Genomic DNA, 666 nt, shown 5'->3' with positions numbered 1-666 from the left:
GCCCCGGGCCCGCCCCTGCCGGACCTCCGCGACATCAAGGGCCAGGAGGGCGCCAAGCGCGCGCTCGAGATCGCCGCGGCCGGCGGCCACAACGTCCTGACCTGATGGTCGCCCGTTTAGCGTCTCCCGTGGGCTCGACGCGGACACCTGAGAGCTTGGGCTTCAAGTCAGAACTGGATCACGCCTTAGGCGTGGTGGTGACGTTCACTTCTATGCAGGGCTGTCCATAAGCAGACCTGCTGAAATCGACCCAACCCGGCCGCCTGATCCGCCATGGGGGCTGCCCATAAGCGGCCCTTCGTCGGACATCCGGCAACTTCAGCTCGGGGTGGGGAGCGGACCCGAGCTGGCCGCCGGAAACCTGACGTTCGACCTTCAACTCAGGCCGGCGCCGCGATCTGCTTTCCCACGAAACAGAGGTGGGCGGCCTCTGCAAAGGCGTGCCGTTTGCCAGCTATTCTCGCGTAGGCAGCCTCGTCGGTATCACGTAAGCGCGGACGGGCCGCCGAGGTTCTAGGCGCGGTGCCCGCTCCCCTCGATCATCCCTGCTCCAGTAGGTTCGTGAAGTTCGCGACGATCCCGGGCATCCGGCTGCCCTTTCGGGACGAGGCCATCAACCGGACACGGTAGCGAGCGCCGTTTTCCCCCTCAATCGTCCGCTCGGAG

The 666-nt window shown here is 66.4% G+C and carries 1 pseudogene; it reads left to right on the top strand.

What is annotated here, in order from left to right:
- Nucleotides 1–99: pseudogene (locus FV222_RS28440) on the top strand (ATP-binding protein); the annotation flags it as partial.
- Between the last annotated feature and the right edge of the window lie 567 nt (nt 100–666).

Source organism: Methylobacterium sp. WL103 (assembly GCF_008039885.1).
GTDB lineage: Bacteria > Pseudomonadota > Alphaproteobacteria > Rhizobiales > Beijerinckiaceae > Methylobacterium > Methylobacterium cerastii.
Note: the sequence above shows the minus strand (reverse complement) of the source record. Positions and strands in the feature narration are given on the sequence as shown.